This is a genomic window from Streptomyces sp. GLSS-08 (genome assembly GCF_056387915.1).
On sequence record NZ_JBWJAQ010000020.1, the window covers coordinates 63,882 to 86,253 of the forward strand.

A 22,372-nucleotide genomic window follows, 5' to 3' on the forward strand; every position below is an offset into this window, starting at 1 on the left:
TCTCCTGGTGCCGCCATCCTCCGTTGCCTACCGTATAAACGGGAGGTCGCGATGCGTGTACGCAGCGTGTTGGATGTCGCGGTCTTCCGCCCTGTCCGTCAACCCCCGCTTTCCCGGGGGTGCGAGAGGAGAACCCATGTCGCTCGACGTCTCACCGGCCCTACTCGAAAAGGCCGAGCGAGGCGAGGTCGACGAAGCTGACTTCGTCGACTGCGTCCGGACCTCCCTGCCCTACGCGTGGGAGATGATCAGCTCCCTGGTGGCCCAGCTGAAGGTGGACGGAGGCAACTTCGCCGACAACCAGACGCCGCCGCCGGACGAGCAGGCACGCGGCCAGCTGCTGCGTGCGCTCGCGAGTGACGCGATACGCGGCGCGCTCCAGCGGCACTTCGGAGTGCGGCTGGCCTTCCAGAACTGCCACCGGGTCGCGGTGTTCCCGTTGGACGCCACGGTGGACGACACGCTGGCACGCTTCACGTCGGTCCGCAGCCAGCTACTGAACCAGTCACCGGAGTTCCGGGACTGCTGACGCGGCCGGCCGCACTGCTTGCCGCTCCGTACGCGGGAGGTGCATCTGTACCGGGGCGGCAAGTTCCCCGCACGACCGGTCCGCTCAGCCGAGGTGAGGAAGCACCTCGGCGCCGAGCCGTCGTACGTTCTCCTCGGTCGTCGCCAGGTCTCCCGAGCCCTCGACCAGCAGGGCGAAGCGCGAGATGCCGGTGCGCTCCGACGTCGCCGCGAGCCGGTCGGCGCACAGCCTCGGCGTCCCCACCGGGTGCAGCCCGCAGAGCAGTTCCGTGTACGCCCACGGGTCCCGCATGCTGCGGGCGCGCCCGTCGACCGTCACATGGGCCTCGAGCCCCTGCTTCAGCCAGCCCGGCATCGACTTCAGCAGGGTCTCCGCCGCGTCCCCGCGGCGGTCGGCGATCTGGCAGACGCCCGCCGAGACATGACCGGCGGTGACGATCTCGTCGGCCGGACGCCCCGCGGCGCGCGCCTGCCGCCGCCAGAACGCGACCATTTCGGCCTTCTCCTCGTCGTCGGCATGCATCCCCAGAAGCATCGGCAGTCCGCGCTCCGCGGCGAGCCGGACACTGGCCGGGGAGGTGCAGGCGACGACGACCTCGGGGCCCGCCGCGCCGCTCAGATTCTCCGAGGGCCTCGGCACGACGGGGACCTCGCGGAAGTTGAAGCGCTCCCCGGTGCCGGCGACGGACGGTTCACGCAGCCAGCGCACCAGCAGATCGAGTGATTCCGGGAACCCCTTCTCGTACGCCTCGAGGCCCGGGCCGAAGACCTCAAGGTCCACCCAGGGACCGCCGCGGCCCACCCCCAGCGAGAAGCGGCCGCCGGACGTCACGTGCAGCAGCGCGGCCTGCTCGCCGAGGGCCACGGGATGCGCGGTGGGCAGCACGCTCACCGCCGTGCCGACCCGGATCCGCCGGGTGCGGCCGAGCAGCAGCGCGGCCAGGGTGACGGCCGAGGGGCACGTCCCGTACGGCACGAAGTGGTGCTCGGCCAGCCATACCGAGTCGAGTCCCGCCTCCTCGGCGACCTCGGCCGATCGCACCGCGCGGTGCAGCGCCTCTCCCGGGCCCTGACCCGGGAACTGGGCCGCCAGTACAAAACTTCCTACGCGCATCGCACTCCTGCCTCCTTGGCACCGACGCGGAGCTTCCCCACCGGCATAACCCCCTGACACGTGCCGAAGACACGGCCTGCCGGGGGGATTTGCGGATTGTCTGGAGAATAGGCCGGTCAGCGGGGGTCGGAGGGGACGGCGAAGTACGCCTGCCCCGGGCGGCAGCCGCGTAGGCTGGACGCGGCTCCTGCTCCCCGTACAGCTCCGTGAGGTGTCCCGTGTCCCCGCGTCGCAACCGTCCGAAGGGCGCCGGCTCGTCCGGTTCGAGCGGGTCCGCGAACCAGGACGAGCGGTCCGGCCGCTACGGCGGCTGGCAGTCCACGGAGAGCTGGCGGGGCGAGGAATGGAGCGTACGCCACGTGGCGGGTGCCGGCGCCCAGGGCAAGTTCTACCGCTGCCCCGGCTGCGACCAGCTGATTCCCTCCGGCGTCCCGCACGTGGTGGCCTGGCCCGAGCACTCCGGGGTGGACGAGCGGCGCCACTGGCACAAGGCCTGCTGGAACGCGAAGGACCGCCGCACCTCGCGGGTGCAGCGGTCCCGTAACGCGCCGCGGTTCTGAGGCTCCGTACCTCTCCGCCGGCCGGACGCCGGGCCGGCCGGGGCGGGCGCCGGACGGCTCAGACGTCGCGTCGTTCCAGCAGGACGAAGGCGCCGGCGATCGCCGCGATGGTCACCCCGACGAGCAGGCCGAGCTGCGCGTTGCCACCGCCGGTCTCGCTGTCCAGCTCGAAGATCTTGGCGAGGGCGTTGGGCGCGTTGTAGTCCATCATCTTCTCGCCGATGGAGCGCATGCTCTCGGACATCATCAGGAACGCGGGCATGATCGCGGGCACCAGCACGACACCCAGCATCGTGGTGATCGCACCGGCCGAGTGCCGCAGCATCGAACCGACGGCGAGCGCCAGCACCCCGAGCAGCGAGACGTACAGCGCGCCCTTGAGGACCGTGCCGCCCCATTCGGTGTCCGACGAACCGCCGTGCAGACCCGACGTGATCAGGCCGACCAGTCCGATGGCGAAGGCCGAGACGACGAACGCGACCGCGAAGAAGATCAGCAGCTTGGCGGTGAGCACCCGGTGGCGCTGCGGCGAGGCCGTGAAGGTCGTACGGATCATGCCCGTGCCGTACTCGGAGGAGACGACCAGGACGCCCAGCGTGATCAGGCAGATCTGGCCGAGGATCAGGCCGAAGAAGGCCGGGATCGTGTACGGGACGTCGCTGTAGTCCACGTCCTCCGTCTGCGCGGCCACCAGGAAGCCGATCCCGACGACCAGGAGTAGGAACACGCCGAGCGTCCACATCGTGGAGCGCACCGACTTGATCTTCGTCCACTCGGAGGTGAGCGCGTGTCCGAGGTGGGTGCGGGTGACCGGGATCGGCGAGGTGTACGAACCGCCCGGCCCCGCCTGCCAGTCGGGGGCGGGCGCGGTCTGCTGCGGCATCGGGGGCTGGGGCGTGCTCATCGGGGGTCCTCGCTGTCGCGCTTGTTCAGGTCGGGAGCGGCAGAGGGCGCGGCGGGCGCCGCGGAGGGCTGTGCGGAAGGCTGCCCGGGGGCCTGGGGCGCGGCCTGGGCGTAAGGGTTGGGCTGACCGGCCGGGCCGGCGCCGGGGGCCGCGGGGGCGCCGTACGGGCCCGCGGGAGGCGCTCCCTGCGGCATCGCGAACGGCTGTCCGCCGTGCTGGGGCGGCGGCGGGGCGTACCAGCCCGGCTGGCCCTGGCCCGGCACCGGCATCTGCGGCACGGCGCCCGGGGGCACGGCACCCGGCGGCAGCTCCTGCTGGAGCCCCGCCTTCTGGTCGATGGTCGAGCGGTAGTCGACGGCGCCCTGCGTCATCCGCATGTACGCCTCCTCCAGCGAGGCCTGGTGCGGCGACAGCTCCCACAGACGTACGTCGGCGGAGTGCGCGAGGTCGCTGATGCGGGGCAGCGGCAGCCCCATGACGCGCAGCGCGCCGTCCTGCTCGGGCAGCACCTGGCCGCCGGCCTCGGTGAGCGCGGCGGTCAGCTTCTCGCGCAGCTGGGGCTCGGTGTCCGGGGTGCGGACCCGGGCGAAGTCGGCCGAGTTGTGGGAGATGAAGTCGCGGATGCTGGAGTCGGCGAGGAGCTGGCCGCGCCCGATCACGATGAGGTGGTCGGCGGTGAGCGCCATCTCGCTCATCAGGTGGGACGAGACGAAGACCGTGCGGCCCTCCGCGGCGAGGGACTTCATCAGGTTGCGCACCCAGAGGATGCCCTCGGGGTCGAGGCCGTTGACCGGCTCGTCGAAGAGCAGCACCTGGGGGTCGCCGAGGAGCGCGGCGGCGATGCCGAGCCGCTGGCCCATGCCGAGCGAGAACCCCTTGGACCGCTTCCTGGCCACGTCCTGGAGGCCGACCACGCCGAGGACCTCGTCGACGCGGCGGGCCGGGATGCCCGACAGCTGCGCGAGGCAGAGCAGGTGGTTGCGGGCGTGCCGGCCGCCGTGCACGGCCTTGGCGTCGAGGAGGGCGCCGACCTGGCGGGGGGCGTTCGGCAGCTTGCGGTACGGGTAGCCGCCGATCGTCACCTGCCCCGAGGTGGGGTTGTCCAGGCCGAGGATCATGCGCATCGTCGTCGACTTGCCCGAGCCGTTGGGCCCGAGGAAGCCGGTGACGGCACCCGGCCGCACCTGGAAGGAAAGGTTGTACACGGCCGTCTTGGCGCCGTAGCGCTTCGTCAGGCCGACTGCCTCGATCATGCTCCGCACCCATCGAAAGGTTCAGGACGACGGGGCACACGCCCCCGTAAGGGTTAGGAGGATATCCGGGCGCTGACGGTTCCACTCAAGAGAAAGTAAAACCACGCAGGTCACGAGCGTGATCGGTCAGCGGGGCGTGGTCTTCTTTGTCAGGTACGTGTCCTGTCTGGCGGGAAGGGATCCGGAAGCAGTCCGTCCACTCCCGCGCTGCGACCTCGTGCGCGCCCCCTTCTCCAAAACGCCTAGGCGTCCCGCTTCCGGAGCAGCACATACCCGCCGACCAGCGCCGCGACCACCCACAGCACCATGATGCCGAGGCCGCCCCACGGGCCGTACGGGGTGTCGTCGTCCAGCGGGTTCACCACCCGCATGATCCTGCTGCCCGCCTGGTCGGGGAGGAAGCGGCCGACCTTCTTGGTCGCGGAGACGTTGCCGAGGATCGCGGAGATCAGGAAGAAGAACGGCATCAGGATGCCGAGGGAGAGCATCGGGCTGCGGAGCATCGTCGCGACCCCCATCGAGAACACCGCGATGAGCGTCATGTAGAGCCCGCCGCCGATCACGGCGCGCAGCACGCCCGGGTCGCCGATCGACGTCCGGTGCGGGCCGAGCGCCGCCTGGCCGAGGAAGAAGGCGACGAAGCTGGTGAGCAGCCCGACCAGCAGGGCGAGCGCGGTCGCCACGGTGATCTTGCTGAAGAGGAACGTGCCGCGCTGCGGCACCGCGGCGAGCGAGGTGCGGATCATGCCGGTGCTGTACTCGTTCGAGACGACCAGCACGCCGAACACGATCATCGCCAGCTGACCGAGGCTCATCCCGGCGAAGCTGATGAACGTCGGGTCGAACGACAGCCGGTCCCGCTCGCTCATGTTGTCGAACTCGTTCTTAGACAGCAGCGAGATCAGGATGCCGAGCGCGACCGTGACGACCGCCGCGAGACCGAGCGTCCAGACCGTGGACGCCACGGAACGGATCTTCGTCCACTCGGACCTGACGACCTGCGTGGCCGTCATGACCGGCCCCCCGGCCGGTCGTTGCCCCACCCCTGGTGCCCGGCAGCCGGAGCGGGCGGTGCCGCCCCGGCCCCGGCGAGCGACGGCCCGGTGTGCGCGTGGTACTCCACCGACTCCGCGGTCAGCTGCATGAACGCCTCCTCCAGCGAAGCGCGTTGGGGGCTCAGCTCGTGCAGCACGAGCTGGTGCCGCGCGGCCAGCTCACCGATCTCCTCCGACCGCACGCCGTCCACTTCCAGCGTGCCGTCGCCCACCTGAAGGGCCGTGATCCCCGCCCGGTGCAGCACGTCGAGCAGCCGCTCGTGCTGGGGCGAGCGCAGCCGGACGTACGACCGCGAGTTCTGCGCGATGAAGTCCGCCATCGACGTGTCCGCCAGCAGCCGGCCCTGGCCGATGACGACGAGGTGGTCGGCCGTGAGCGCCATCTCGCTCATCAGGTGGGACGAGACGAAGACCGTACGGCCCTGCGCGGCAAGGGACTTCATCAGCGTGCGGATCCAGTGGATGCCCTCGGGGTCCAGGCCGTTCACCGGCTCGTCGAACATCAGGATCCGCGGATCGCCCAGCAGCGCACCCGCGATCCCGAGCCGCTGGCCCATGCCGAGCGAGAACCCCTTCGCCTTCTTCCGGGCGACCGAGGTGAGCCCCACCGTGTCGAGGACCTCGTGCACCCGCGCCCGCGGAATGCCGTTGCTCTGGGCCAGGCACAGCAGGTGGTTGAACGCGCTGCGGCCGCCGTGCATGGCCTTGGCGTCCAGCAGGGCGCCGATGTACGTCAGCGGATCCTTCAACCGGTCGTAGTGCCTGCCGTCGATCCGGACGTCGCCCGAGGTGGGACGGTCGAGCCCGAGCATCATCCGCATCGTGGTCGACTTCCCCGCGCCGTTGGGGCCGAGGAAACCGGTGACGATGCCGGGCCGGACGGCGAACGTGAGGTTGTCGACCGCCACCTTCTCGCCGTACCGCTTGGTCAGCCCCTCGAGCTCGATCATGCGGCCACGTTAGAACGGGCCCCGGGGGCCTGCCACCGCAGGAAAAGGGCCGCACGACGAAGGCCCGCTCCTCCGGGGGAGGCGCGGGCCCGTGCTGTCGCTGTTCCTCGCTACCGGCTAGCGGGACTGCTGCGCGGGAACCCCACGCGAGACCGGCTCGTCCTCGGCGGGAGTGCCGGTCGCGGCCACCGCGGCACCCGTGAGCGTCGCGAGCATCTCGCGGACGTTCGTGAGCTGCGCGTTGATGGAGTCGCGGCGGTTGGTGAGCGCCGCCAGCTCGCGCTCGGACTCCGAACGGATCCGGTCCGCCTTGGCGTTCGCGTCGGCCACGATGTCCTCGGCCTGGCGCTGCGCGGTCTCCACCGTCTGACGGGCCCGGCGCTCGGCGTCCGTACGCAGCTTCTCGGCCTCCAGGCGCAGCTGCTCCGCGCGGTGCTCGATCTCCGCGAGACGCTTCTCCGCCTTGGCCTGACGGGACGCGAGGTCGCGCTCCGACTGCTCGCGGCGCTTCGCCAGGTTGGTCTCGAAGTCCGCGGCCGCCTGGGCTGCCTTGGCGCGGGTCTCCTCGAAGAGGGCGTCCGCCTCCTCACGCTTCGACTGCGCGTCCTTCTGCGCATCGGAACGCAGCTGGGAAGCCTCGCTCTTGGCCTTCTCGACGATCCGGACGCCCTCGTCCTCCGCCTTGGCCTTGCGGTCCGCAGCGAACGATTCTGCATCGTTGCGCACCTGCTGGGCCGCCGACTCGGCGAGCTCACGGTGCTGCTCGGACGCGCGGCGGGCCTCCTCGCGCAGGTCCTTCGCCTCCTCCTCGGCGAGGCGGAGGATCTTCTCGACGCGCGCGCCGAGACCCGCGTACGAGGGCTCCGCGTCGCTGACCTGGGCCTGGGCATTCTGCGTCTCGAGGTGGAGTTCCTCGATGCGCTTCTCAAGAGCAGTGATACGGGCCAGAGCGCTGTCACGGTCGGAGACGAGCTTCGAAATGCGTTCGTCCACCTGAGCGCGGTCGTACCCACGCCGCACAAGCTCGAAGCCGTAGGGGGAAGTGTCGCTCATGGGGTTCCTGTCGAATGAGACCGGTGAGGTGATAGAGGGAATCCTAGGGGCCAAAGCGGTGAGTCATCGAGCGGATACGTGTTTGATCTGGAGAATGACACTCCTTTTGGGTGGCTACCTGTCGCAGGGCTTGCCAGCGGCTGTGCCGAAGGTCCTGGCCAAGCACGGAACAGGCGCCGTCCGCTAGCTCTCTGACGTCTTGCCACCCGAACGGGGCGCGCCGACGGCAGCACCCGCCTTGACCCCACCGTCCTTGCCGGCAGCCGGGGCCTCGAAAGACTCCAACGCCTCCAGGACGTCCTGGACACGGGAGATCTCGGCATTGATGTCCTCACGCCGGCGCACCAGCACATCGAGATCGCGCCTGCCCTCCTCGACCATGCGCCGCGCCTCCTGCTCGGCGTCGGCCTTGATCCTCGTGGCCTCGGCGACGAGCGAGGACTTCTTCTGCTCGGCCTCCTTGAGGAGCCCCTCGGCCTTCTTGACGGCGGCGATCCGCACCTTGCTCGCCTCGGAGTTGGCCTCCGCGACCAGATCCTTCGCCTTCGCCTCGGCCTCGGCGAGCTGGTCCTCGGCGGCCTTCACCAGCGCGTCGCAGCGCTCGCCCGCCGTCTTCATCGCCTCCGCGGACTCCCGGCGGGCCCGGTCGTGCAGCTCCTCGATCTCCGAGGTGATCCGGTCCCGCAGCTCCTCCGCCCGCTCCCTTATCGCCGTGGCGTCCCGGCGCGCCCCGACCAGCAGCTCGTCGGCGTCCGCACGGGCCCGCTCCACCAGCGTGTTGCCCTCAACGGTCGCCCCGGACATCAGACGCTCGGCCTCGTTGCGGGCCGCGCCCACCATCGTGTCGGCCTGCCCCTCGGCGTCCGCCGTGGTCTTCTGCGCCGCCTGCTGCGCCTCGGAGAGCAGCTTGTCGGCCTCGGCGGCCGTCTCCGAGATGAGCGTGTCGACCTGCTCGGCCGCCTCGGAACGCCGCTTGTTGGCCTCCTGGCGGGCCTCGTCCAGCATCTGCTCGGCCTTCTCGCGCGCGGCTGTCGTGACCCGCTCGGCCTCCGCGGCCGCCTCGGCCCCGACCCGCTCCGCCTCCGTGCGGACCCGCTCCGCGTGCTGCTGCGCGGAACCGACCGTCTCCGCCGCCTCGGCGCGCAGCCGCTCCGCGTCGCCCGTCGCGTCCGAGATGAGCTTCTCCGCCTTCGAGACGGACTCCGCACGGACCCGCTCGGCCTCCGCGGCCGTCTCGTTCGCCAGCCGCTCCGCCTCGGACCGCGCCTCGTTGATGAGGGCGTCCGCCTGCGTGGCCGCGTCGGAACGGATCCGGTTCGCGTCCTCCCTGGCCTCCGCGCGGGTGCGCGACGCGTCCTGATCGGCGTTCGCGATGGTGTCGGACGCCTCCGTACGGGCCCGCTGGGCGTGCTCCGCGGCATCCGAACGCATCCGCTCGGACTCGGCGATCGCGTCCGCGACCGTGCGCTCCGCGAGGGACTTGGCGGCCTCCGACTCCTCGGACGCCTCCCGCCGCACCCGCGCCGCGTCCTCGGCGGCGCGCTCCCGCTCGGCGTACGCGTCGGCGCGGACCCGGTCCGCCTCCGCCTGCGCCTCGGTCCGCGTACGGTCCGCCGCGTGCTCGGCGGCCGAACGCAGCCCGGTGATCTCCTCCTGCGCCTGCTCGTGCAGCCCGGCCACGGCGTCGCGCACCTGCTGAGCGGTCTGCTCGGCGCTCGCGACCATCTCCGTCGCGCGCCGGTCGGCCTCCTCGACCAGCCGTACGGCCTCCGCCTGCGCCTCGTCCACGCGGGTACGCGCCGACGCCAGCAGCTCCTCGCTCTGCTCGCGGGCCCGCTCGCGCTCCTGGTCGGCCTCCTGGCGCGCCGCACCGAGCAGCTCCTCGGCCTCGCGACGGCGCCGGGCGGCCTCCTCCTGCGCGGCGGCCAGCGTCTCGGCACCCTCGGCCGCCAGCCGCTCCGCCGCGGCCTGCGCCTCCGCCCGCACCCGGTCCGCGGTGTCCTGAGCCTCCGACTTCAGCCGCTCGGCCTCCGCCGCGGCCTCCGAACGCAGCCGTACGGCGATGTTCTCGCCCTCGGCCCGCGACGCGGACGCGTCCGCCGCCGCCTCCGTGCGCAGCCGCTCCGCCTCCGCCTCGGCCTGCCCCTGCAGCGTACGGATCCGCTCGGCGGCCTCCGTGCGCAGCCGCTCCGCCTCGTCGGCGGCCTCGCGGCGGATCCGCTCGGCCTCCGCACGGGCGTCCGTCAGCGCCTGCTCGGCGGCGGCGAGACGCTCCTCGGCCTCCGTGCGCAGCCGGTTCAGTTCCTCCGCGGCCTCGGCCCGCCGGGCCGTGAGCGCCCGCTCGGTCTCCTCGCGCAGCTCCAGCGCCGCCCGCTCGGCGTCCGCCTTGATGCCCTCGGAGTGCTCGACGGCCTCCGCACGATGCCGCTCCGCCTCGGCGCGCGTGCGCTCCAACGTCTCCTCGGCCTGCCGGCGCAGCGTCGTCGCGCGCTCGATGGCCTCGGTGCGCACCCGCTCGCTGTCCGCGGTGGCGGTCGTCCGCAGCGCGTCCGCGTCCGCCTTCGCCTTCGCCAGCAGCTCCTCGGCGGTCTTCGCCGCCTCCTCGATCTGCTGGACGGCCTCACGCCGGGCCTCGCCGCGGAGCCGCTCGCCCTCGGAGACCGCGTCGGCCCGCAGCTGCTCGGCCTCGCCGCGCAGTCGGCGCGCCTCCTCCTGCAGCTCGACCGTCTTGGCCCGGTACTCCTTGGTGTCGTCCTTCGCCGCGCCCTTGAGCTCCTCGGCGATGTCGTGCGCCTGGGCCCGCAGCCGGTCCGCCTCGGCCTCCGCCTCGGAGCGGATCCGCTCGGCCTCCTCGGTCGCCGCCCTGGTGGTCTTCTTGGCGTCCTCCGACGCCTTGTCGAGGACCTCCTCGGCCGTCCGCGCCGCCTCGGCGAGCTGCGAGGCGGTCTCCTCGGCGGTGAGGGTGCGCGCGTTCTCCTCGGCCTCCGCCACGATCTTCTCGGCCGCCGCGCGGGCGTCGGCGACGAGCTGCTCGGCGTCCGCCTTGGTGGTCTCGGCCTCCTTGGTGGCCTCACTGACCAGCCGGGCGACCTGCTCCTTCGCCGTCCGCGTGCGCTGCTCGTTCGCCGACTCCGCGCTGGACAGGGCCTTGGCGGCGGCCTCCTTCGCCTCGGCGACCAGCTTGTCGGCCCCGGCGCGAGCCTCGCGCAGCGCCTTCTCGGCCTCCGCCATGCGCTGCTCGGCGGTCCGGCTCAGCTCGGTGGCCTGACGCCGCGCGGCGTCGGACTCCGTCGCGGTGGAACTGCGGAGCTGCTCGGCGTGCTGGGTGGCCTCCTGGGCCTGCGTGGACGCGGCGTTCAGCAGTCGCTCGGCGTCCGTACGGGCCCGGCGCAGCAGCTGCTCGGCCTCCGCGCGGGCCGTCTCGGCGTCGGTGGTGAGCCGCTGGCGGGCCTCGGCGGCGATCCGCTCGGCCTCCGCGCGGGCCGCGGCCAGCGCCTGGTCGGCCTCGGCACGCGACTCCTCCAGGAGCCGGCGGGCCTGCTGCTCGGTGCGGGCCCGCAGCTGCTCGGCCCAGGCCACGTTCTCGTTGACATGGGACTCGACGGTCTGCCGGCGCTCCGCCAGCTCCTGGTCGAGCTGCTGGCGGCGGGTGACGGCCTCCTGGTGCAACTCCGCCTGGAGGCGGGCGGCCTGTTCGGCGTGCTCCTGGAGGATGCGCTGCGTCTGCGCGCGGGCCTGGCTCAGCTCCCGCTCGGCGTCCGCGCGCAGCTGTTCGGCCTGGATCTGCGCGTTGCGGAGCAGCTGTTCGGCCTGATAGCCGAGGTCGGCTCCGTCGTAGGCAGGACGGGACGCCAGACTGCGGCGCGCCTCGTGCAGCTTGGCGCGCAGCACCTCGACCTGATAGCCGAGGTCCTCGGCGTGCTGGACGGCCTTCTCCCGCTCGGTCTTCAGCCGTTCCATCTCGGCCTCGAACCGAGAGAGGTGGTCGACGTCAGCCGCCGGCTCTCGCTCCTGGCGTTCGTAGCCCCGCACTGCGCGGTCCCATCCGTCCCCTGGTCGCAAGTCTTTCCGAACGAGCTCCGTCCGTCCGCCGAACGGGGCCCCCGGGGAATGGTGTCAGATCAACGGCGGAGCACGGGCTGCTGCCCCGACGCTCGCCCCCCGAAACCTGGACCCCGGCCCTCGGTCCTGTCGCAGACAGAACCGCGGGGCCGACCCAACGGCAGGCCCCGGGCCGCCCCGATGTGGCGGCGGCCGTCCCCAACCCTACCGGCCCAGATATACGGAGGTCAGTGCTCAGGTGACTCAACAGCCGCCGAAGTGACCAGTTCTGTCAGCACGCCATGACAATCCTTGGGGTGCAGGAAGGTGATCCGGGAGTCCATCGAGCCGCGCCGGGGCTCGTCGTAGAGGACGCGTACGCCCTTCTCCCTGATGTCCGCCGCGTCGGCGTCGACGTCCGCCGTGCCGAAGGCGATGTGGTGCACCCCCTCGCCGTTCTTGGCCAGCCACTTGCCGACCGCGGAGTCCTCGCGGGTGGGTTCGAGCAGCTGGAGGTAGGAGGCGCCGCCGTCGGACGTCTCGTTGATCTTGAGCATGGCCTCTCGCACGCCCTGCTCCTCGTTGACCTCGGAGTGGAAGACCTCGAAGCCGTACGTCGCACGGTAGAACTCGACGGTCCTGTCCAGGTCGAAACAGGCGATCCCGATGTGGTCGATTCGCGTCAGCATGGAGTCAGTGCAGCGCTCCTCGGGTGGTTACGCAACGTGCGCGCGATCACACTCGCCGCCGGATGACGGGTGGCTTACCGCTCAGTACATTCAAGTACACCCTCATCTGTGGGGAGTCCCCCCAGACCCCCCACTCGTTCACTCCTCAGCTGTGCAAGCTGGAAGGGGATCGCACCTCATGTCTGGAACGAACAGCACGACCTCCGTGATCGTCGCGGGTGCCCGCACCCCGATGGGACGGTTGCTCGGCTCGCTGAAGTCCTTCTCCGGAGCCGACCTCGGAGGATTCGCGATCAAGGCCGCCCTCGACCGTGCGGGTATCGGCGGGGACCAGGTGCAGTACGTCATCATGGGCCAGGTTCTGCAGGCCGGGGCGGGGCAGATCCCGGCACGGCAGGCCGCGGTCAAGGCCGGCATCCCGATGAGCGTGCCGGCGCTCACCATCAACAAGGTGTGTCTGTCGGGCCTCGACGCCATCGCGCTCGCCGACCAGCTCATTCGCGCCGGCGACTTCGACGTGGTGGTCGCCGGCGGCCAGGAGTCCATGACGAACGCCCCGCACCTGCTCCCGAAGTCCCGCGAGGGCTACAAGTACGGTGCCGTCCAGATGCTCGACGCCATGGCGTACGACGGTCTGACGGACGCCTTCGAGAACATCGCCATGGGCGAGTCGACGGAGAAGCACAACGCCCGCCTCGGCATCGCCCGCCCCGAGCAGGACGAGGTCGCGGCGCTGTCCCACCAGCGTGCCGCCGCCGCCCAGAAGAACGGCATCTTCGAGGCGGAGATCACGCCGGTCGAGATCCCGCAGCGCAAGGGCGAGCCCGTCGTCTTCAGCCAGGACGAGGGCATCCGCGGCGAGACCACCGCCGACTCGCTCGGCAAGCTGCGCCCCGCCTTCACCAGGGACGGCACGATCACGGCCGGTACCTCCTCGCAGATCTCGGACGGTGCGGCGGCCGTGGTCGTGATGAGCAAGGCCAAGGCGCAGGAGCTGGGCCTGGAGTGGATCGCCGAGATCGGCGCGCACGGCAACGTGGCCGGGCCGGACAACTCGTTGCAGTCGCAGCCGTCCAACGCCATCCGGCACGCGCTGAAGAAGGAGGGCCTGGACGTCGCTGATCTTGATCTGATCGAGATCAACGAAGCGTTCGCCGCGGTCGCCGTGCAGTCGATGAAGGACCTCGGCGTGTCCTCGGAAAAGGTGAACGTCAACGGCGGTGCCATCGCGCTGGGTCACCCGATCGGAATGTCCGGCGCCCGGCTCGTCCTGCACCTCGCGCTTGAGCTCAGGCGGCGCGGCGGTGGCGTGGGCGCGGCCGCGCTGTGCGGTGGCGGCGGGCAGGGTGACGCGCTGATCGTGCGGGTGCCCAGGGCCTGACGGCTCCGCGGGGTTCCTCCGCGGTTCCTCCACTACCGACCGACTCGACTGAACGGAGCTGTGATGCAGGACGTCTCCTCACTGGTGGCCCAGGCCAGGGAAGGACGGCCGCGGGCCGTGGCCCGGCTGATCTCCCTGGTGGAGGGGGCGTCCGAGCAGCTCCGTGAGGTCATGGCGGCGCTGGCCCCGCTCGCCGGGAACGCGTACGTGGTGGGGCTGACCGGGTCACCGGGTGTCGGCAAGTCGACTTCCACGTCGGCGCTGGTGACCGCCTACCGGCGACTCGGCCGGCGGGTCGGGGTGCTCGCCGTCGATCCGTCCTCGCCGTTCTCCGGGGGCGCGCTGCTCGGGGACCGGGTGCGGATGTCCGAGCACGCGTCGGACCCCGGGGTGTACATCCGCTCGATGGCCACCCGCGGGCATCTGGGCGGGCTCGCCTGGGCGGCCCCCCAGGCGATCCGCGTCCTGGACGCGGCGGGCTGCGACGTCATCCTCGTCGAGACCGTCGGTGTCGGGCAGTCCGAGGTGGAGATCGCCTCGCAGGCCGACACCTCGGTGGTGCTGCTCGCGCCCGGGATGGGCGACGGGATCCAGGCGGCGAAGGCCGGGATCCTGGAGATCGGTGACGTCTACGTGGTGAACAAGGCCGACCGGGACGGGGCCGACGCGACGGCCCGCGAGCTGAACCACATGCTCGGGCTCGGGGAGTCCCGGGGGCCGGGGGACTGGCGGCCGCCGATCGTCAAGACGGTGGCGGCGCGGGGGGAGGGGATCGACGAGGTCGTCGAGGCCCTGGAGAAGCACCGCGCGTGGATGGAGGAGCGGGGGGTGCTGGGCGAGCGGCGGCTGTCCAGGGCCGCTCGCGAGGTCGAGACCATCGCGGTCACGGCGCTGCGGGAGCGGATCGGTGACCTGCACGGGGACCGGCGGCTGAGCGCGCTGGCGGAGCGGATCGTGGCGGGGGAGCTGGATCCCTACGGGGCGGCGGACGAGTTGGTGGCGGGGCTGACGTCCGGCTGAGGCCGGGCGCGCCTTCGCCCCCCGTGGCAGGTCGGCCCCTCCTTCGGGAGGGCGGGTGCGGGTCGTGCCGACTGCGGTTCGGGCAGCCGCACGGGAGTGCGGGCGCGGGCGCACCCCGTAGGCGCGGGGTCCGCCGTCCCACCCCGGCCCCGGCCACGGCGCCGGGTGCCCGGTGCTGGCCAACCTGCTGGACAACGCGCGCGACGCCATGCGCGCGACCGGGTCGCCGTCATCCTGCGCCGGGAGGGTGCCTGGGCCCTGCTCGGGGTCGAGGACGACGGGTCGGGCGTGCCGGAGGAGGAGCGGGAGCGGATCTTCGAGCGGTTCGTCCGGCTCGACGACGCCCGCAGCCGGGACGACGGCGGGGCCGGTCTCGGCCTCGCCATCGCCCGCGACGTCGCGCTGCGGCACGGCGGCACACTCACCGTCCGCGCGGCGCCCGGAGGTGGGGCGCCCTTCGAACTCAGGCTGCCCGTGGGCCGGCCGGCACGGGGCGCCGGCATCGGGTGACGGTCAGGGACGGCCCCGCTGGCCCCGCAGCTGCTCCGCGATCGGGGTCAGTGACTTGTGGAGGCTGTTCAGGGCCTCCGGGGAGAGCAGGTCGATGAAGTGCCTGCGCACGGACGCCACATGGTGCGGGGCGACCTTCCGCATCGTCTCCAGACCGTGGTCGGTGAGGACCGCGTACAGTCCTCTTCGGTCGGATTCGCAGTTCTCACGACGTACCAGGTTCGCGTTCTCCATGCGGGTGATCTGGTGAGAGAGGCGACTCTTGGACTGGAGGGTGGCGGACGCGAGGTCGCTCATCCGCATCCGTACGTCCTCCGACTCGGAGAGATTCACCAGGATCTCGTAGTCGTTCATCGTCAGTCCGAACGGCTGGAGGTCCTTCTCGAGCTGGTATGTCAACAGCATGTTGACCTCCAGGTGGGTGCGCCAGGCGCACTGCTCCGCATCGGTCAGCCAGCGCGTGGCCGTCTCGGTCTCCATGAATGAAGTCTACCTAAAAGGTTGAAAGGCGAACTAGTGAGGGCGGTGTGACTACGCGCACGCGTTCGACGTCACACTCCGCAGACTACCGCTCACAGCCCGAAGCGACGCTGGAGGTCCCCCAGCTGTCCGGGAAGACGCGGTGCGCCGGCTTGCCCTCCCTGCTGGCCCGGTACCCCGCCGCCGCCCGGTACCCCTGCCTGCTGCGGTACCGCTCCGGTGGCCTGCTCCGCCATCAGCGCCTCGGACGACTGGAGCAGGACCGTGCCCGCCCCCACGAACTCGAACTGGTGCTCCTCCCCGGAAGCCCCGCCGATGCCCGTCATCGCACGTAGACCGCCCATGACGCCCGTCAGGTACCCGTGGTCGTAGTGGTGGCACGGGGAGGGGCAGTCGGCCCATCCGACGAGGGCCTGCGGGTCCACCCGGATCGGCGGTTCCATGAACACCACGGGGCCGTTCGAGGCGGCCACGAACTTGCCCGTTCCGATCAGCGTCAGGAAGCCCGGGACGATGGACTGCTTCAGCGCGAGAGTTGGCTGAAAAGCGAGGAGGTTGCCCGAGCGAATGGTCAGGTTGCCCTCGGTCAAGTCGTACGAATTCACGTCGAAGGCCCGGTCGGCGAGCAGCATCTTGCCCGAGCCCTCCGCCACCACCCAGTCGCTCGCGTGCAGTGGCGAATGGAACGACGTACGCACCAGACGGTCCAGCCGGCCGTGTCCGATGCCGTTGAATTCCATCGATCCGTAGTAGGCGATCATCTTGCCCTTCTGCAGGAACCACTGGCTCCCCTTGAGCTCCACGCAGAAGGTGTACTTGTTCACGTTGTCGTCGACCGGCAGGGTCGCCGGATCGAGGACCACCGGGCCCGAGGCTCCGTACGCGCTCACAGCTTCTCCTCCGAGGCCTGGACGTACACCGCACCACTGCCGCTCAGCTCCAGCTGGAACGCCTCGCCCGAGCCGCGGCCCACCATGTCGCGCCAGCCGAGCGCCGTGGACAGCTTGTTGCGCACGTCGCCGTGGTGCGCCACGTACGCCTGGGGGTCGACGTGGACCGGGCGCTGCGGGGTGATCGGGACCTGGATCACGCCCCCGTGCGCCATGACCGCGACCGAGCCGTGGCCCTTCAGGGTCGTGGTGAACAGCCCCTGGCCCGTCACCTGGCCGCGCACCATGCCCATGACCCCGCCCTGCGAGCCCATGAACATCGTGCCCTGCTCCAGCGTCCCGTCGAAGGCGAGCAGGCGGTCCGCCTCCACGAACAGGGTGTCGCCCGTGAGGGTGATGACCTCGATGTGATGGCCGCCGTGCCCGAAGAACACGGTGCCGGAGCCCTCGACGGTCATCAGGGGGGTGGCCTCGTTCGCCAGGCGGCGGCCGATCATCGACATCACACCGCCCTGACCGCCCTGCATGTTCGGGGTGAAGGAGACCTCCCCCTTGTACGCGAGCATCGCGCCGCGCTGACTGAACAGCCGCTGGCCGGGGAGGACGGTCGCCTCGACCATCTTCGAGTTGATCTCACGGAAGGGCATCTCACACATCCCCCGCGATCGTGTTGCGCTCACTGGGCTGTACGTAGACCAGGCCGTCACCCTCGAAGCGGATCTGGAAGGCCTCGCCGCCGCCCTCGCCCATGAACGTGCGGAACGTCACACCGGACTGGAAGGACTGCCGTACGTCGCCCTGGTGCGCGATGTACGCGCCCGGGTCGACGGTGAGCGGGTACTGGGAGCTGACCCGCAGCACCACCGCCGGGCCGTCGGACATGATCGCCGCCTGGCCGTGGCCCTCGACCGTCGTCGTGAACAGGCCGTTGCCCTGCGAGGCGCCGCGGAGGCCGGTGAAGGACGTGCCCGTCCGCAGTCCGGCGTCCGTCGCGAGCAGGTTGCTCGACTCGACGTACAGCTTGTCCCCCTGGAGGTTCACGAGGTTGATCTCGGAGGCCCGGTCGGCGAACCAGCAGGTCCCCTGACCCTTCACCTCCATCGTGATCATCTGTTCGCCGGTGAGGCGCCGGGTCACCATTCCCCGGATCCCCTCGCCGCCGCCGCTCAGCTTCTTGAAGGCCATCTGCCCGTCGTACGCGACCATCGAGCCGTTCTTCGCCTTCACGGCGTCGCCGGTCATGTCTACGGCCAGCACCTTGCTGCCTTGGAGTCGGAACATCGCCACGGTGTGAAGGTAGCCGCCCGGCGTGGCCGCCGACAGGTCCCACGGGTGGAGAACGTCCCTGATCGCACCCCTCGGGGGCGGCCGTCACCCCCGGACCGTGGCATCCGGGCCCGGATGCCACAATGAACGGACGCTTGTGCGTGCGTTCACAAAGCGCTCCTGCCCGCCGACGCGAATCTCCCCCGAAGGTGACCCGTGGACCTGAAGACCGCCACCGCCCTCCGCCGTCTCCGCCTGGTCTCGGCCCCCGAGGCCGTGTCCTTCCTGCTGCTGCTCGTCTGCTCGGTGCTCAAGCGCACGACGGACTTCAACGCGGTGCCCGTCATGGGCGCGATCCACGGTGTCCTCTTCATCCTGTACGTGATCTTCTGGGCCGACGCCTGGAACCGGACCAAGTGGCCGCTGGGGACCGCCGCGCTCTACTTCGTGCTCTCCGTACTGCCCACCGGCGGGTTCTTCGCCGAGCGCAGGCTGCGGCGCGAGGCCGAGGACGCGGTCATCGCGTCCCGTGCGCGCCGCGAGGGAGTCGTGAAGGCGTCATGATCGTCGCCTTCTCCGTGACGCCGCTGGGCGTCGGCGAGGACGTCGGGGAGTACGTCGCCGACGCGGTCCGCGTGGTCCGCGAGTCGGGCCTGCCGCACCGCACCGACGCCATGTTCACCTCCGTCGAGGGGGAGTGGGACGAGGTCATGGACGTCGTCAGGCGCGCCGTGGCCGCCGTGGAGCGCCGGGCGCCCCGGGTGTCCCTCGTCCTGAAGGCCGACATCCGCCCGTCGGTGACGGACGGTCTGACGTCCAAGGTCGAGACGATCGAACGCCACCTGTCCGCCTAGTCCCGCGACCTCGGGGCCCCGGGCGGGCCCGGTCCCGCGACCTCGGGGCCCCCGGGCGGGCCCGGTCCCACGTGCGCCCGGCACCCTTCGTCCCGGCCGGCGCCGGGGTGGGCGGGCGAGCCCGGCGTCCGCGGGGCGCTCCCTGCTGCGTATCGTCTCGCAGAGAGCGCTGCTCGCGGGGTTCGGCCTCGGCGGACTGCTGCTGAGCGCCGTACCGCCGCGCGGGGCGCTCGTGATCACCGCCGGCACCTTATTCGCCTTCGGCGAGCTGCTGCGCCTCGGCACCGCCGGGCGCCCCGCCCGGGGCGGCTCCGGGGCGGCTCCGGGGCGGCTCCGGGGCGGCTCCGGGGCGGCCCTGGCCAAGGACTCCCTGCGCGGCGCCCGGCAGGTCCTCGCCGACCGGCGGGTACGGGTGCTGCTCCTGTTGTGCGGGGTGCCGCCACTGTTCCTCGTCGTCCCCGAGGCGCTTGCCGCCCCTCACGCCGAAGGGCTCGGCGCCGGTCCTGCGGGGCTCGGCCCGCTGATGTGCGCGTTGCCCGTCGGCACCGTCGCCGGGGAGTTGTACGCGGGTCCACGACTGCGGCCGGCGACCCGCGGCCGGATCACGCTGCCGCTCGTCTGCCTCTCCCCGCTGTCCTGCCTCGGCTACGCCCTGCACCCCCGCCTCGTCCGGTCGCTGCTCCTGCTCCTGCTCCTGCTGCTGCTCGCCGGTGCCGGGTCGGCGTACACGCTCGGCCTCGACCAGTGGTTCGGGCGGGCGCTGCCGGACGGCCTGCGCGGGCGGGCGACGGCCCTCAACACGGCGGGCCTGATGACCGTCCAGGGCGTCGCGGTGGCGCCGGCGGGCGTCGCCGCCGAGTTCGCCGGGGTGGCGGCCACGGTCGCCGGTGCCGGGGTGCTGGGCATCCGGTGCTGCGCCCCGCTGGCCGTCGAGGCCCGGCGCACGGAGGGCGCAGAGGCCCCCACGGCCCGGCAGGACGCGGGTGGCGTGGGGTCGGGGACCGAAAGGCGAGACGGGGCTGACCACGATATGACCGGCCGGTAGGGTCCTTGCCGTGCCGAAGCCCCTCGCTCTCGCCTTCGATCCCATCGCCCGCGCCGACGAACTGTGGAAACGGCGCTGGGGTGCCGTGCCGTCCATGGCGGCGATCACCTCGATCATGCGGGCACACCAGATCCTGCTCGCCGAGGTCGACGCGGTCGTCAAGCCGTACGGGCTGACCTTCGCGCGGTACGAGGCGCTGGTGCTGCTCACCTTCTCCAAGGAGGGCGAGCTGCCCATGTCGAAGATCGGCGAGCGGCTCATGGTGCACCCGACGTCCGTCACGAACACCGTGGACCGGCTGGTCAGGTCGGGACTGGTGGCCAAGCGCCCCAACCCGAACGACGGGCGCGGCACCCTCGCGTCCATCACGGACAAGGGCCGCGAGGTGGTCGACGCCGCCACCCGCGACCTGATGGCGATGGACTTCGGCCTCGGGGCGTACGACGCCGAGGAGTGCGCGGAGATCTTCGCGATGCTCCGCCCGCTGCGCCTCGCGGCGCAGGACTTCGACGAGGAGTAGGGGCCGCCGCCGGCCGCGGGGGCGCGCGAAGACCGTACGAAACCGGCGGTTACGCTCGTAGGCATGAAAAAGAGCGTGCTGACCCGCTACCGCGTCATGGCCTACGTCACCGGTGTGCTGCTGGTCCTGCTGACCCTCGGCGTGATCGCCAAGTACCTGCTCCACATCGACGGCGCCGAGGACTTCACCAAGGTGGTCGGTATCGCGCACGGCTGGCTCTACGTCGTCTATCTCGTCTTCGCCTTCGACCTGGGCTCCAAGGCGAAGTGGCCGGTCGGCAAGCAGCTGTGGGTGCTCGTCGCGGGCACGATCCCGACGGCCGCGTTCTTCGTGGAGCGCAAGGTCAGCCGGGAGCTCGAGACGCGGGTCGCGGACGACTCGCCCGCCGTCGCCAAGGCCTGACCGCGGTTCCGGGACCAGGGCCCGGCCGGGCAGCGCGCCACTGCCGTACGGGTGTGTACGGCGGTGAGCCATCGACATTTACTAGGACGTCCTAGTAAATTCGAAGGCATGGACGCTGACGCCATCGAGGAGGGCCGCCGACGCTGGCAGGCCCGGTACGACGCTTCGCGCAAGCGCGAGGCCGATTTCACCACGCTCTCCGGCGATCCCGTGGAGCCGGTGTACGGGCCGCGGCCCAAAGACACCTACGAGGGCTTCGACCGGATCGGCTGGCCCGGGGAGTACCCGTTCACCCGCGGGCTCCACGCGACCGGCTACCGGGGGCGGACGTGGACCATCCGGCAGTTCGCCGGGTTCGGGAACGCCGAGCAGACGAACGAGCGGTACAAGAAGATCCTGGCCAACGGCGGCGGGGGCCTGTCCGTCGCCTTCGACATGCCGACACTGATGGGCCGCGACTCCGACGACCCGCGCTCGCTGGGCGAGGTCGGGCACTGCGGCGTGGCCATCGACTCGGCGGCCGACATGGAGGTCCTGTTCCAGGACATCCCGCTCGGTGACGTCACGACGTCGATGACGATCAGCGGGCCGGCCGTCCCGGTCTTCTGCATGTACCTGGTCGCCGCCGAGCGCCAGGGCGTGGACCCGTCCGTGCTGAACGGCACCCTCCAGACGGACATCTTCAAGGAGTACATCGCGCAGAAGGAGTGGCTCTTCCAGCCCGAACCGCACCTGCGGCTCATCGGTGACCTGATGGAGCACTGCGCGGCGAAGATCCCCGCGTACAAGCCGCTGTCCGTCTCCGGGTACCACATCCGGGAGGCCGGCTCCACGGCCGCGCAGGAGCTGGCGTACACGCTCGCGGACGGATTCGGGTACGTCGAGCTCGGGCTGAGCCGCGGGCTGGACGTGGACGTGTTCGCGCCCGGCCTGTCCTTCTTCTTCGACGCGCACGTCGACTTCTTCGAGGAGATCGCCAAGTTCCGCGCGGCGCGGCGGATCTGGGCCCGCTGGATGCGGGACGTGTACGGCGCGGCGTCAGAGAAGGCGCAGTGGCTGCGCTTCCACACGCAGACGGCCGGTGTCTCGCTGACCGCGCAGCAGCCGTACAACAACGTGGTGCGCACGGCCGTGGAGGCGCTGGCCGCGGTCCTCGGCGGCACCAACTCGCTGCACACCAACGCGCTGGACGAGACCCTCGCCCTGCCCTCGGAGCAGGCGGCGGAGATCGCGCTGCGCACGCAGCAGGTGCTGATGGAGGAGACCGGCGTCGCCAACGTCGCCGACCCGCTGGGTGGTTCCTGGTACGTCGAGCAGCTCACCGACCGGATCGAGGCCGAGGCCGAGAAGATCTTCGAGCAGATCAGGGAGCGGGGGCTGCGGGCGCACCCCGACGGGCGGCACCCGATCGGGCCGATCACCTCGGGCATCCTGCGGGGCATCGAGGACGGCTGGTTCACCGGCGAGATCGCCGAGTCCGCCTTCCAGTACCAGCAGTCCCTGGAGAAGGGGGACAAGCGGGTGGTGGGCGTCAACGTGCACCACGGTTCCGTGACCGGCGACCTGGAGATCCTGCGGGTCAGCCACGAGGTCGAACGGGAGCAGGTGCGGGTGCTGGCCGCCCGCAGGGACGGGCGTGACGACGCGGCCGTCCGGGGGGCGCTGGACGCGATGCTCGCGGCGGCGCGGAGCGGGTCGAACATGATCGGGCCCATGCTCGACGCGGTCCGGGCCGAGGCGACGCTCGGGGAGATCTGCGGGGTGCTTCGGGAGGAGTGGGGGGTGTACACGGAACCGGCGGGATTCTGAGTCGCCCCCGTGTGACGGGCGGGCGTCCGGGGGCGCCGCCCCCGGACG

At 71.5% G+C, this 22,372-nt stretch carries 22 protein-coding genes and 1 pseudogene; 11 read left to right on the forward strand and 12 right to left on the reverse strand.

What is annotated here, in order from left to right; translation table 11 throughout:
• Positions 1-136 precede the first annotated feature (136 nt).
• Positions 137-529: an SCO5389 family protein gene (locus AC0ZLC_RS28310; RefSeq protein ID WP_358854212.1), complete on the forward strand. Its 393-nt coding sequence runs from the start codon at positions 137-139 to the stop codon at positions 527-529.
• Positions 530-613: 84 nt separating this feature from the next.
• On the opposite strand, the gene AC0ZLC_RS28315 is transcribed toward AC0ZLC_RS28310, so the two are convergent.
• A complete protein-coding gene (locus AC0ZLC_RS28315; protein ID WP_476754794.1) occupies positions 614-1,642 on the reverse strand; it encodes an LLM class flavin-dependent oxidoreductase in 1,029 nt (342 codons plus the stop codon).
• Positions 1,643-1,860: 218 nt separating this feature from the next.
• Between AC0ZLC_RS28315 and AC0ZLC_RS28320 the strand changes: the two genes are divergently transcribed.
• On the forward strand, positions 1,861-2,202 hold the full coding sequence (locus AC0ZLC_RS28320; protein ID WP_476754795.1) for an ATP/GTP-binding protein: 342 nt from the start codon (positions 1,861-1,863) through the stop codon (positions 2,200-2,202).
• 58 nt (positions 2,203-2,260) lie between these two features.
• On the opposite strand, the gene AC0ZLC_RS28325 is transcribed toward AC0ZLC_RS28320, so the two are convergent.
• From AC0ZLC_RS28325 to mce, 7 genes are all read right to left on the reverse strand, one after another.
• Entirely contained in the window at positions 2,261-3,106 is an 846-nt protein-coding gene (locus tag AC0ZLC_RS28325; protein ID WP_476754796.1) for an ABC transporter permease, read from the reverse strand.
• A complete protein-coding gene (locus tag AC0ZLC_RS28330) occupies positions 3,103-4,359 on the reverse strand; it encodes an ABC transporter ATP-binding protein (RefSeq protein ID WP_358854216.1) in 1,257 nt (418 codons plus the stop codon). Before AC0ZLC_RS28330 ends, AC0ZLC_RS28325 begins: the two co-directional genes overlap by 4 nt.
• 242 nt (positions 4,360-4,601) lie before the next feature.
• The gene (locus AC0ZLC_RS28335) at positions 4,602-5,372 is read right to left on the reverse strand and encodes an ABC transporter permease (RefSeq protein WP_476754797.1); all 771 of its coding nucleotides are present in this window, start codon (positions 5,370-5,372) and stop codon (positions 4,602-4,604) included.
• The gene (locus tag AC0ZLC_RS28340) at positions 5,369-6,364 is read right to left on the reverse strand and encodes an ATP-binding cassette domain-containing protein (protein ID WP_476754798.1); all 996 of its coding nucleotides are present in this window, start codon (positions 6,362-6,364) and stop codon (positions 5,369-5,371) included. The genes AC0ZLC_RS28335 and AC0ZLC_RS28340 overlap by 4 nt, the downstream gene beginning before the upstream one ends.
• Before the next feature lie 117 nt (positions 6,365-6,481).
• Positions 6,482-7,417 (reverse strand): cellulose-binding protein, encoded by a 936-nt coding sequence (locus tag AC0ZLC_RS28345; protein WP_476754799.1) that lies wholly within the window; start codon positions 7,415-7,417, stop codon positions 6,482-6,484.
• A 183-nt stretch (positions 7,418-7,600) separates the two neighbouring features.
• Positions 7,601-11,449, reverse strand: a complete 3,849-nt coding sequence (gene scy, locus AC0ZLC_RS28350) for a polarized growth protein Scy (RefSeq protein WP_476754800.1) — start codon at positions 11,447-11,449, stop codon at positions 7,601-7,603.
• 257 nt (positions 11,450-11,706) lie between these two features.
• Positions 11,707-12,147 carry a methylmalonyl-CoA epimerase gene (gene mce, locus AC0ZLC_RS28355; protein ID WP_358854221.1) on the reverse strand — a complete coding sequence of 147 codons (441 nt, stop codon included), beginning with the start codon at positions 12,145-12,147 and terminating at the stop codon, positions 11,707-11,709.
• A gap of 178 nt (positions 12,148-12,325) precedes the next feature.
• On the opposite strand from mce, the gene AC0ZLC_RS28360 reads away from it, so the two are divergent.
• The 3 genes and pseudogenes from AC0ZLC_RS28360 to AC0ZLC_RS28370 form a co-directional block, all read left to right on the forward strand.
• Positions 12,326-13,528, forward strand: coding sequence for an acetyl-CoA C-acetyltransferase (locus tag AC0ZLC_RS28360; RefSeq protein ID WP_476754801.1), 1,203 nt, complete (start codon positions 12,326-12,328; stop codon positions 13,526-13,528).
• Between the two features lie 63 nt (positions 13,529-13,591).
• Positions 13,592-14,548 carry a methylmalonyl Co-A mutase-associated GTPase MeaB gene (meaB, locus tag AC0ZLC_RS28365; RefSeq protein WP_358854223.1) on the forward strand — a complete coding sequence of 319 codons (957 nt, stop codon included), beginning with the start codon at positions 13,592-13,594 and terminating at the stop codon, positions 14,546-14,548.
• Between the two features lie 172 nt (positions 14,549-14,720).
• A pseudogene (locus AC0ZLC_RS28370) lies at positions 14,721-15,058 on the forward strand (ATP-binding protein); the annotation flags it as partial.
• 3 nt (positions 15,059-15,061) lie between these two features.
• Here the strand turns inward: AC0ZLC_RS28370 and AC0ZLC_RS28375 are convergent.
• The 4 genes from AC0ZLC_RS28375 to AC0ZLC_RS28390 all read right to left on the reverse strand — a co-directional run bounded on the left by AC0ZLC_RS28375 (position 15,062) and on the right by AC0ZLC_RS28390 (position 17,709).
• Positions 15,062-15,538, reverse strand: a complete 477-nt coding sequence (locus AC0ZLC_RS28375; RefSeq protein WP_476754802.1) for a MarR family winged helix-turn-helix transcriptional regulator — start codon at positions 15,536-15,538, stop codon at positions 15,062-15,064.
• Between the two features lie 92 nt (positions 15,539-15,630).
• Positions 15,631-16,428, reverse strand: a complete 798-nt coding sequence (locus tag AC0ZLC_RS28380; protein ID WP_476754803.1) for an AIM24 family protein — start codon at positions 16,426-16,428, stop codon at positions 15,631-15,633.
• On the reverse strand, positions 16,425-17,075 hold the full coding sequence (locus AC0ZLC_RS28385; protein ID WP_476754834.1) for an AIM24 family protein: 651 nt from the start codon (positions 17,073-17,075) through the stop codon (positions 16,425-16,427). Before AC0ZLC_RS28385 ends, AC0ZLC_RS28380 begins: the two co-directional genes overlap by 4 nt.
• A gap of 1 nt (position 17,076) precedes the next feature.
• Positions 17,077-17,709 (reverse strand): AIM24 family protein, encoded by a 633-nt coding sequence (locus tag AC0ZLC_RS28390; RefSeq protein WP_476754835.1) that lies wholly within the window; start codon positions 17,707-17,709, stop codon positions 17,077-17,079.
• Between the two features lie 201 nt (positions 17,710-17,910).
• Here AC0ZLC_RS28390 and AC0ZLC_RS28395 point away from each other — a divergent pair, with 201 nt between their 5' ends.
• From AC0ZLC_RS28395 to AC0ZLC_RS28420, 6 genes are all read left to right on the forward strand, one after another.
• Positions 17,911-18,258: a DUF3817 domain-containing protein gene (locus tag AC0ZLC_RS28395; protein WP_476754804.1), complete on the forward strand. Its 348-nt coding sequence runs from the start codon at positions 17,911-17,913 to the stop codon at positions 18,256-18,258.
• The gene (locus tag AC0ZLC_RS28400) at positions 18,255-18,548 is read left to right on the forward strand and encodes an MTH1187 family thiamine-binding protein (RefSeq protein WP_358854230.1); all 294 of its coding nucleotides are present in this window, start codon (positions 18,255-18,257) and stop codon (positions 18,546-18,548) included. The genes AC0ZLC_RS28395 and AC0ZLC_RS28400 overlap by 4 nt, the downstream gene beginning before the upstream one ends.
• Positions 18,549-18,780: 232 nt before the next feature.
• Entirely contained in the window at positions 18,781-19,593 is an 813-nt protein-coding gene (locus AC0ZLC_RS28405) for a hypothetical protein (protein WP_476754805.1), read from the forward strand.
• A gap of 10 nt (positions 19,594-19,603) precedes the next feature.
• Positions 19,604-20,113 (forward strand): MarR family winged helix-turn-helix transcriptional regulator, encoded by a 510-nt coding sequence (locus AC0ZLC_RS28410; RefSeq protein ID WP_476754806.1) that lies wholly within the window; start codon positions 19,604-19,606, stop codon positions 20,111-20,113.
• Positions 20,114-20,176: 63 nt separating this feature from the next.
• Positions 20,177-20,515, forward strand: coding sequence for a DUF3817 domain-containing protein (locus AC0ZLC_RS28415; protein WP_476754807.1), 339 nt, complete (start codon positions 20,177-20,179; stop codon positions 20,513-20,515).
• A 108-nt stretch (positions 20,516-20,623) separates the two neighbouring features.
• Positions 20,624-22,324, forward strand: a complete 1,701-nt coding sequence (locus AC0ZLC_RS28420) for an acyl-CoA mutase large subunit family protein (RefSeq protein ID WP_476754808.1) — start codon at positions 20,624-20,626, stop codon at positions 22,322-22,324.
• Positions 22,325-22,372 lie beyond the last annotated feature (48 nt).